At 37.8% G+C, this 10,165-nt stretch carries 11 protein-coding genes; all 11 read left to right on the top strand.

Annotated features, from left to right (window positions below):
• Window positions 1-359 precede the first annotated feature (359 nt).
• Window positions 360-890, top strand: coding sequence for a GNAT family N-acetyltransferase (locus LX80_RS14100; RefSeq protein ID WP_111297293.1), 531 nt, complete (start codon window positions 360-362; stop codon window positions 888-890).
• A gap of 282 nt (window positions 891-1,172) precedes the next feature.
• Window positions 1,173-2,546 carry a DNA methyltransferase gene (locus LX80_RS14095; protein ID WP_111297292.1) on the top strand — a complete coding sequence of 458 codons (1,374 nt, stop codon included), beginning with the start codon at window positions 1,173-1,175 and terminating at the stop codon, window positions 2,544-2,546.
• A gap of 2 nt (window positions 2,547-2,548) precedes the next feature.
• A complete protein-coding gene (locus tag LX80_RS14090; RefSeq protein WP_111297291.1) occupies window positions 2,549-3,451 on the top strand; it encodes a CfrBI family restriction endonuclease in 903 nt (300 codons plus the stop codon).
• Window positions 3,452-3,614: 163 nt separating this feature from the next.
• Entirely contained in the window at window positions 3,615-3,866 is a 252-nt protein-coding gene (locus LX80_RS14085; protein ID WP_111297290.1) for a DUF3601 domain-containing protein, read from the top strand.
• Window positions 3,867-3,880: 14 nt separating this feature from the next.
• The gene (locus LX80_RS14080) at window positions 3,881-4,195 is read left to right on the top strand and encodes a hypothetical protein (RefSeq protein WP_146250550.1); all 315 of its coding nucleotides are present in this window, start codon (window positions 3,881-3,883) and stop codon (window positions 4,193-4,195) included.
• A 297-nt stretch (window positions 4,196-4,492) separates the two neighbouring features.
• Complete coding sequence (locus tag LX80_RS14075; protein WP_146250548.1) at window positions 4,493-5,215, top strand: hypothetical protein; 723 nt, start codon at window positions 4,493-4,495, stop codon at window positions 5,213-5,215.
• A gap of 518 nt (window positions 5,216-5,733) precedes the next feature.
• On the top strand, window positions 5,734-7,449 hold the full coding sequence (locus tag LX80_RS14070) for an Eco57I restriction-modification methylase domain-containing protein (RefSeq protein WP_211307785.1): 1,716 nt from the start codon (window positions 5,734-5,736) through the stop codon (window positions 7,447-7,449).
• Entirely contained in the window at window positions 7,436-8,371 is a 936-nt protein-coding gene (locus LX80_RS14065; RefSeq protein ID WP_111297286.1) for a BsuBI/PstI family type II restriction endonuclease, read from the top strand. Before LX80_RS14070 ends, LX80_RS14065 begins: the two co-directional genes overlap by 14 nt.
• Window positions 8,372-8,832: 461 nt before the next feature.
• A complete protein-coding gene (locus tag LX80_RS14060; RefSeq protein WP_035679264.1) occupies window positions 8,833-9,207 on the top strand; it encodes an ArsR/SmtB family transcription factor in 375 nt (124 codons plus the stop codon).
• The gene (gene merTP, locus LX80_RS14055; protein WP_055092307.1) at window positions 9,204-9,803 is read left to right on the top strand and encodes a mercuric transport protein MerTP; all 600 of its coding nucleotides are present in this window, start codon (window positions 9,204-9,206) and stop codon (window positions 9,801-9,803) included. The genes LX80_RS14060 and merTP overlap by 4 nt, the downstream gene beginning before the upstream one ends.
• A 1-nt stretch (window position 9,804) precedes the next feature.
• The gene (locus LX80_RS14690; RefSeq protein ID WP_069796431.1) at window positions 9,805-10,011 is read left to right on the top strand and encodes a GDCCVxC domain-containing (seleno)protein; all 207 of its coding nucleotides are present in this window, start codon (window positions 9,805-9,807) and stop codon (window positions 10,009-10,011) included.
• Window positions 10,012-10,165 lie beyond the last annotated feature (154 nt).

Genomic DNA, 10,165 nt, shown 5'->3' with positions numbered 1-10,165 from the left:
CGTCCACATGGTAGTATTAGTTACAAAACACCTATAGAATTACATAATCATAATGAACCGGTTGAAAGGAAATGGAAGAACTATTATGTAAAAAAGGAACTATTAAAAGTTGGAGTTGCTGAGGAAACATACCGATGAAAAAAATATTTCTATAGCTGAGATGGGCTATAAAATATTTTTTTCATCTGCAACCTTAACTTTGAATAGTAAACCAATGGCAGGACTAAAAACAAATCGTAAACCTGTCGTAGGATTAAATCAAAAAAACTGTCAACTATTTTTAGGACGATACAACTAAACAGGCAATTTCGGACGACTGACAGTAACGCTTCGGCAGACAAAAATATTTAGCGACAAGTATGAGCAACATTGAGATAAGAAAAGTAACAACTAACGACCTTGAAGAATTACAAAAAATCGGCAGACTGACATTTTACGAAACATTCGCTTCGGGCAACACCGAAGAAAATATGAACAAATATCTTGACGAAGGTTTTTCGTTTACTAAACTGACAACAGAACTTAGCGACAATAACGCTGAGTTTTATTTCGCAACAATTGACAACAAAGTAATCGGTTATTTAAAACTGAATTTCGGACAATCACAGACAGAGTTGCAAGACAACAAAGCCGTTGAAATTGAAAGAATTTATGTGCTGAAAGAATATCACGGAAAAAGCGTTGGACAACTACTTTACGACCAAGCAATTAAAATCGCAAGACAGAAAAACGCTGACTATGTTTGGCTTGGTGTGTGGGAAGAAAATCCGAGAGCAATAAACTTTTACAAGAAAAATGGTTTTGTAGAGTTTGACAAACACATTTTCAAGTTAGGCAATGACGAACAGACTGACATAATGATGAAACTTAAACTAAATGATAACAAATGACAAGAACGGCAGCCGGTAACAGCGGTTTGCCGCAAGCGGGGGTTCAGTGCTTCGGTTGACAGTTTTTTCGTATAATTGAAGTGCGGTTTTCCAAATGAACGGTAGTGCTGAAAAGCCCCGCCTGCGGCAAGCCGCCAAACGTTATCGGCAACCCTATTTGAGACAGTGTAACATAAAATTTGACTGACTAAAATTGAAAAACTGTTTAAAATTTGAAGCGATTTGTAGTAAGTTTTGACATCTAAAAAGTAACTTTGAAGACCATTAATTAACAAAAGAACAATGCTAACAAAAGAATATATCAAAGAACTGAAAAACAACGGCAACGGTGCTATTGGAGACCTTGTGAAAGAATATCGGGACAGCAGTTCTTTGACTTTCATTCTTGAAAACTTAGGACAATTACCGAAAGACTTTGACGGAAGTTTCCTTCTTGACTTACTTGGTCATAAAAACTCGACAGTAAGACTTTGGGCAGTCAAGACAATAGGAAAATTGGGAAACGAAGAATATTTACCACTTCTTAAACAGACTGCCCTAAACGACAATGACACAAACGTAAGACGAGAAGCCGTATCGTCAATCGGACGAATGAGAACAAAAAAAGGTCAGACTATTTTAACAGAAATCTTGCAAGACAACGACCCCAAAATTGTATGCCAAGCCATTCGTGGGCTGCTTGTTTTCAAAGGAGACAATGAAGTTGATAACAGTTTAAAACAATTGCTCAATCACGAAAACGAAATGGTTCGGACTGTTATATACAAAGAATATTTCGCAGAAAAGAAAGACAAAAACTCACAACCACATACCGAGAGTTATGACTACCTGAAAAATGTTGTAGTTAATGCCGATACGATTGAAACAATGAGATTACTCAAAGACGAGAGTATTCATTTGACATTTACATCGCCACCATACTACAATGCTAGAGATTATTCAATTTACCCAAGCTACAAAGCATACTTAGAATTTCTTGCTAACGTATTTAGAGAAGTTCATCGTATTACTAAAGAAGGTAGATTTTTAATTGTAAACACATCCCCCATAATAATTCCAAGAATTAGCAGAGCACACAGCAGCAAACGCTATCCAATTCCTTTTGACATTCACCCTTATTTAATGGAAATGGGATGGGAGTTTATTGACGACATTGTTTGGATGAAACCCGAAGCAAGTGTAAAAAATCGCATTGGCGGTTTTCAGCAACACAGAAAGCCACTTGCTTACAAACCAAATTCAGTTACAGAGTATTTAATGGTTTATAGAAAATCAACTGATAAACTTTTAGATTGGAACATTCGTCAATATGATTGGCAAACAGTTCAAGACAGCAAAGTTCCCGAAGGGTATGAAACGACAAATGTTTGGAAAATTGACCCTTGTTTTGACAAAGTTCATTCAGCAGTTTTCCCAGTTGAGCTTTGCAAACGAGTTATTCAATATTACTCTTACAAAGGCGACTTGGTTTTTGACCCATTTGCCGGAAGCGGAACGGTGGGTAAAACTGCAAAAAAATTAGGAAGATATTTTTTTCTTACAGAGAAAGATAAAACATACTTTGACTATATGAAATCAAAAAAATCAAAGGAAATGTTTGACACCATAGAAACAAAGTTCTTAACCCTTGACGAGTTCAAAGAAACAATAAAATAGTTATGCCATTAAATACTGATGCAAAGAAAAACATCATCAAAAAAGTAATTTCAAATCAAGATTACAGAGATGAAGTTTTAGTTATAATTGACGAGATATTTTTAGACTACTGCATTAGCTTTTTCAAGCAAGTTGTTTACGCAAAAATTGATGCACTCGGAGAAAAATCTGACTGGTATAAGAAAGTGTTTCTAAATCCTGATTTACCAAAAGAGCAAATTGCAATCAATTCGGGGTTGAATATGAAATCAATTACAAATGCTTTCAATTCATCAAAAAAAGAAGTTGTAATTCAAGCATCTTACGACAACTACAACAGGTTGCAAAAGACAATTAACGATTTAGTTTCCAACGGCAACAATTTTGAAATAAAACTTTCAATAAAATTTAAGGACGTTGCAGTTGATTTGACAGTAGCAGAGAGTTTAATTGTAATAAATACTATTGCCGTTAAACGTGCAGAAATTCGTGGTGGTATGTGGAGTGCCGTAGGTAAACAAGTTGAGAAGCCGCTAATGACAACACTTTGTATGCTTTTCAATGTTCCGTTTGAGTATCACGCTCAAGATGGCAATCCCGACAGTTTTAGAGAAGTTGATTTTTATGTACTTTCAAAAGATGGCAAAAAACTTAGGACAGAAGTGAAGTTGATGGGTAAAGGCAATCCAGAAAGTGCAGATGCAATTTTTGCCAGACAGCCAGCAATTTTTTTAGCCGACAAACTCTCTGACAAAAATAAAAAGCAAGCAGAAATGCTTAATGTGCAATGGATAGAGCTTCGTAATAAAGGTGGTTACAAGCGTTTTCAAGAAGTTCTAAATGCCTTAAATGTTCCAAATAGTGACTTAAACGGAGACTTAAACACAAGATTAGACGAAATATTAAAAGAAATATATGGTGAGTAACAAAACGAAGGACAGAAGGGCAGCCGATAACAGCAGTTTGGCGAAATGGCGGGTGACGTGCTTCTATGACAGTTTAGTGCTTAACCAAAGTGCAGTTCTTCGATTGAACTTTTGTGGTAAAAATCCGCCACTACGCCAAGCCGCAAAACGTTAGCGGCTACTTATGGACAACAGCCTTCATCTCATACCTGGACAAGATTACTTAGTTATAAAGCCGTTTGTTGATTATGACGGCATTGTTCATGGAGTTGGGGAGATATGGACTTATCAAGGAACTAACTTTCTTCCTTACGACGATGGACTTACACTTCACGTATTGGTAGACAACAAAGCTGTTGTTTATAGACTTCAATGGCGAGATGAAGCACAAGCCGAAATCATTGATAATTTCAAGCAGTATGTTGAACCATACTAACGACATTCCTATTTATGAAAAGAGACTTAGTTGACTTTTTGCTTTCGGAGTTTCGCAAAAGACCTGGCATGTATTTGGGCGATTACAGTTTATCTAAACTGCCAACTTTTGTTGCAGGATTTATGGTCGCTTGTAGCTTTTATGATGAATCAAAAACTGGAATGGACAGGTTTTCTCAATTTCATGATTGGGTTGAGACTCGACACTCGTTTGAACGTTCGTCCAGTTGGACTATGCCATTTTTGGAAATGTCTAATAACGATGACCAAGCTGCACTCGACCTTTTCTTTTCAGAATTGGAAAAGTTTGTGGACGAAAGCAGCCGCTAACATGGTATTCATGCAATGGTGGGTGACGTGCATGTTACCAGCCTTAACTTTCAAATCAGCTTTATATCTTTAACCAAAACTGACGGAACAGGAAATGCCACCACTGCATAAATACCCGTTCCGTTGGCAGAAATATGGTGACACCGACTCACTACTGTTACTCAATATAGGACATTCAAGAGCCTTGCCAGATGATAACAGAGAATTTGAACGACACTGCATTACTGCTAACAGGTGGAACATTCCGACACAGCACCAATACTGAAGGTAGGAGTAATCTTAAAAACACTCATAACTATGAGCACATTTAAAAGGGTTCTATTTTTACCACTAAAAGGTATCATTGCAATTTTGACTATTCAAGTAATTGTATTTGTTGTTGCTCTTACTTTTCAATCTTGTAAGAAGTCTCACTTTTCTGGTGACAGAGAACTTCAAAAGCAAGAAGTCAACACATTAAACGCTTTGCTCAAAGCCAAGACTTCTAATTTCATTGCTTTAAATGAAAATAGAAAGCGAAGTGAAACCTCAAGGCCTTCCTCAATGGAAACAATGTCGACAGCTGGAAGAGACCCAAATTTTGTAATTACGCCGGAGTATGAACTTCAATGTGAAGTAGAAGTCCGTCCAGTGTACAATCAAAGCCTATCGGTAATTTCTGCTTATGGTATTACAGAGCAAGATATGGTTGAAGAATGGGGTTATAACTATGACCAAGAACTTGTGGTGGAGTTAGCATTATCTATTGCGGCATACGAAGCTCTTGACCACGAACATGGATTAGCACAAGTTAAGCAATCTCTGTTTTTGTTTAACACTGCCTATGCTGGTGATTTCTATAACTGTGTTAAAACTGCTCTGGGCATTGAAGCTCTTTTCGAGCTATGGCGTGTAAGGGCATTAAGCACATATGCTGGCAAAAAAATGTTACTCAAGGCAATTGGTAAGGTTGCTACAAGAAGTTTAGGCTGGGTAGGCGCAGCTTGGGCAGTTGCAGACTTCATAGACTGTTATTACTAATGAAATATGTTTCACTGACTCTTGTCGCCTTTCTTTTGTTTTTTTTAATTTTTGACGCCTACAAACAAATCAAAAAGGACAAAAGAATTGTATGGAAGCATTTAAAAATTTCATTCTTAGGTTTAATTGTCGCCTTGCTTCTAATTGATACAATTTACAAGAGATAACTACGTTTCTTGTAAAGTGATAAGCCGCCCTTATCAATAACGGGCGGCTTATTGTATATTTGGCTAAAGACTTATACTTCTGCCAACATGGGGCTTGCCAAAATACGGGCTGACGCAAGTTATCTTCAGCTTTTTGTAATTCTATTGTGCTTCATATCGGACTGGACATTATCTATTTAGCTTTTTGTTGTTATCTTCAACTTTAGTTTTCAATCATCAGCGGTTGTGGGCGGACGAAATACTAATACCCGTACTTCGGCAAGCCCCGCCCGTTGTACGTCACCCTATTTGCCGTAGTTCGCTGTTCGGCTGACACAAAAACTTCAACAGTCTACGCACATTTTGGCACATTTGCAAGGCACACAAAGCCGACGCACAAATGCCAACCTTGCAAAAGAGCCAAAATTTTCCCACAGCACAGACATTCCTCAACAAGACCCATCCGATTTTGCTAAATTTGTTCGCATGATACAGGCTGTAAACCTTCAACCACTTGACAATGAACTGCCAAGTCACTTTGCTGACAGGTTGGGCGTTTTATATGCCAAGACCGTAACGACGCAGCACAAGAAAGACAATGGACAGTTTTTCACACCGACCGAAATTGCTCATTTCATGGCAAGGCTTGTCAGACCGACCAAAGGCAAGTTGAAAATTCTTGACCCAGGTTGCGGAACAGCAATATTATCAAGCTCACTTATTGAAACAATTATTCTTCGTGGTGACGCAATAAAAGAAATTGAGCTTGTAGTTTACGAAACTGACATAGACATTCTACCTTATACACAGGCGACACTTGATTATTTGGAAAAATGGCTACAAGGCAAGAAAGTTGGTTTCAAGGCAACGCTTGACACAAATGATTTCGTGTTAGAAAACAAAGATTGCTTTGAACAAACAAGCACACTTTTCTATGAACCAAAGAATGCCATTTACGATATTGTCATTTCAAACCCACCATACTTTAAAATCGGCAAAGACGATAAAAGAGCCGTTGTTGCAAAGTCAATCGTTTGGGGACAACCAAACATTTACTCAATCTTCTTAATGACAGCCGCAAAGCTTTTGAAAAATGGCGGTGAACTTGTTTTCATTATTCCACGAAGTTTTGCTGCAGGTAATTACTTCAGAGCATTTCGGGAAGCATTCTTTTCAGAAGTTGAAATTGAGCAGGTACATCTTTTTAACTCAAGAACTGACACCTTCAACAGAGATAACGTCTTACAAGAGACATTAATCTTGAAAGGCAAGAAACAAAAACTAAATGGTCACCTGCCTAACATCCTGTTAACTCATTCCAATGGAGTTAGTGACCTTGACAAACCAACTGAAAAAGAATATCAGGCAAATGAATTAATTGACTTCAATACAAAGGAAAAAATCCTGCATCTTCCAAGCAACGAAACTGAAGATAAAGTCATTAAGCTTTTCAAATCATGGAGTGGCAGTTTGCATAAGTATGATATGCAAATATCGACAGGTCCAGTGGTTTCATTCAGAGCAACTGAGTACCTCTATGAGCAATATGAAAATGGCACAAAGGTTTTAGTTCCACTATACCAACTAATCAATACAGGAAAAATGACCTTTGAGTATCCTGTATTCAAAAAAGGCAAGCCGCAATACATTCAATTTTGTGAAGAAACCAAACCGCTTTTGCTGCCGAACAAAAATTATATTTTCCTTCGCCGTTTTAGCGCAAAAGACGATAAAAGCAGATTGGTTGCAGCCCCATACTTTGTTGACATTTCACAAGCTGAATTTATCGGCGTAGAAAATCATTTGAATTATATCTACAGACCAAAAGGACATTTGGCAAGAAATGAGATTTTGGGACTTGCTGCACTTTTGAACAGCAAATTGTTTGACACTTATTTCAGAACCTTCAACGGCAACATAAATGTGAGTGCGACAGAACTTCGGGAAATGCCTTTACCGCCGTTGGAAGACATTAAAGAAATCGGCAACCAAATAATATTAACTAACAACTTCTCTCAATCCGTAGTTGACGAACTTGTAAACGACTACTTTGATTTGGAACACATTTTCGCTTATGAGCAAAATTGATGACGCACAGAAAATACTTAAAGAGTTAGGACTTCCCGCAGCACAGCAAAACGAAATCTCTGCTTACACTTTGTTGGCTCTTTGCGGTATCAAGCCCAGAGACGGTTGGAGCAAAGCAACAAGAGCAAGCTTGAAAGTTTCAAAAGGCATCATGGCTTTTTGCAAAGACGTTTACAAAAAAGAATATGCCCCCAATACCAGAGAAACTTTCCGAAGACAAGTTTTACATCAATTCGTGCAAGCCAGAATTGCAGATTACAATCCTGATAATCCCAGTTTACCAGTAAACAGCCCCAATGCTCATTACGCTATAACCAGCGAAGCACTTGAAGCAATAAAAACTTTTGGAACAAAGGCATGGAAGGAAGAAGTTGAACGTTTCAAATCGGAAGTTGGAGAGCTTTCAAAGAAATACTTGAAAGAACGAAAGCAAACGCTTATTCCTGTAAAGTTGAGCAACGGCAAAACTTTAAAGCTATCAGCAGGAAAGCACAACGTCGTACAAGCTGCAATCGTTCAGGATTTTGCAGCACGTTTTGCACAGGGAAGCGAAGTCCTGTATTTGGGTGATACTGCAAACAAGGACTTGTACATTGACAAGAAGAAGCTTAAAGAATTAGGTATTCCGATAGATGAACACAGCAAACTTCCTGACGTTGTTCTTTACGACGAGAAAAAGAATTGGCTTTTCCTAATTGAAGCAGTTACTTCACACGGACCAGTTTCACCGAAACGTGTTATTGAATTGGAAGAACTGTTGAAAGACTGCAAAGTAGGAAAAGTTTACGTTTCTGCATTCCCAGATTTTGCAGAATTCAAAAAGCATTCAACAAACATCGCTTGGGAGACAGAAGTTTGGGTAGTTGATTTTCCTGAACACATGATACATTTTAATGGCGACCGTTTCATGGGACCGAGATAATCCAACGCACCAAGTCAGGCACATTTGCAAGGCACACAAAGCCGATGCACTAAAGCCAACCTTGCAAAAGAGCCTGCCTTGTTCCGATGCTTCCAGTGGACACATCCTGCTCTTGTTAGACATATTGTTTAAAGTGTCACACCCGAAAGAAGGGCGAACGTACAACATGGGTATTGCCAAAATGCAGGCTGACGGAAGCCGTGTTTCAGCTTTTGTTTTTCAATTTGGCTGCATATCCAGCTTGACGTTATAAATTTAGCTATGGAAAAAACCATCAACATTAATCTATAAATTCGGCTTCAGTATGCCGGGGTTGACGGAATTCTATTCCCTGCACTTCGGCAATACCTGTCCGTTAGTGGCAAGGCTATGACGACACAACCCGACAGACAAATCGGGTTCTTTTTGATATTTTGTATTTTAGTAATTGCTTAAATAAACAAATTAACTATCTTTGCAATATGGACAACAATTCTTGCATACGACAACAAGCGGACATTAAACAAATAAATCGCTGTAAAAACCGAGTTTCAGAACTCAACGGCTCGTTTGACTATTTATCGAACGGACTTGAATTAGCGGGAAACAACGTAAGACTGAAAATTCTCTTTCTATTATATGAAGAAAAACGACTCTGTGTTTGTGATATGAGCGACATTCTTGGTATGACAATTTCGGCAATTTCACAACACTTGCGAAAACTCAAAGACCGAAAACTAATTGAAACCGAACGAGAAGCACAAACCATTTTTTACTCATTGACAAAAGAGTATGAAAAAATGCTGAAACCGTTTTTTAAAATACTTGACGAAAACAAAATTTTAGAAACATTATGAAAACAGACAAAAAACTAATCGGAGCTGGACTTTTAACAGCAATTGCAGCTTCATTGTGTTGTATTACTCCAGTCTTGGCTTTAGTAGCAGGAACAAGCGGACTTGCTTCTACTTTTTCTTGGCTCGAACCTTTCAGACCGTATTTTATCGGTTTGACAATTTTGGTTCTTGGTTTTGCTTGGTATCAAAAGTTGAAACCTAAAAAGCAAATTGACTGCAACTGTGAGACAGAAGAAAAACCAAAATTCATTCAGTCAAAAATGTTTTTAGGAATTGTAACAGCATTTGCAATCGTTATGCTTGCCTTTCCATACTATTCAAGCATTTTCTACCCAAAGAAAGAAAAGCAAATCATAGTAGTGGACAAATCCAATATTCAAAAAGTAAAATTTACGATTAGCGGAATGACTTGTGCGAGTTGCGAAGAACACGTAAATCACGAAGTAAATAAATTGACAGGAATAATAAGTTCAAACGCTTCATATGAAAATGGAAATGCAATCATAGAATTTGACAACTCAAAAACAAATATTTCTGAAATCGAAAAAGCAATAAACTCAACAGGATATTCTGTAACCGACAAAAAAGAAAATTAAAATGGAAATCAAATTACAATCAACAATAACTTGCCCCAACTGCGGACATAAGAAAGAAGAAACAATGCCGACAGACGCTTGCCAATATTTTTACGAATGTGAAAAATGCAAACAAGTTCTAAAACCAAAACAAGGCGACTGCTGTGTTTATTGTAGCTACGGAAGTGTTGCTTGTCCACCAATTCAGCAGGACAAAAAATGTTGCTGACAGACGGAAAACAAAGAAGCCCAGCCACTAACAGCGGTTTGGCAAAAGTGGCGGTTCAGTGCTTCGTATGACAGTTTTTCGTAAATTTGAAGTGTGTGCTTCGTATGAACATTTGTGGTTAAATCGCCACCTTCGCCAAGCCGCAAAACGTTGG

It is taken from the genome of Hydrotalea sandarakina (assembly GCF_003254115.1).
GTDB lineage: Bacteria > Bacteroidota > Bacteroidia > Chitinophagales > Chitinophagaceae > Hydrotalea > Hydrotalea sandarakina.
This window is presented reverse-complemented; position numbering and strand designations above follow the sequence as displayed.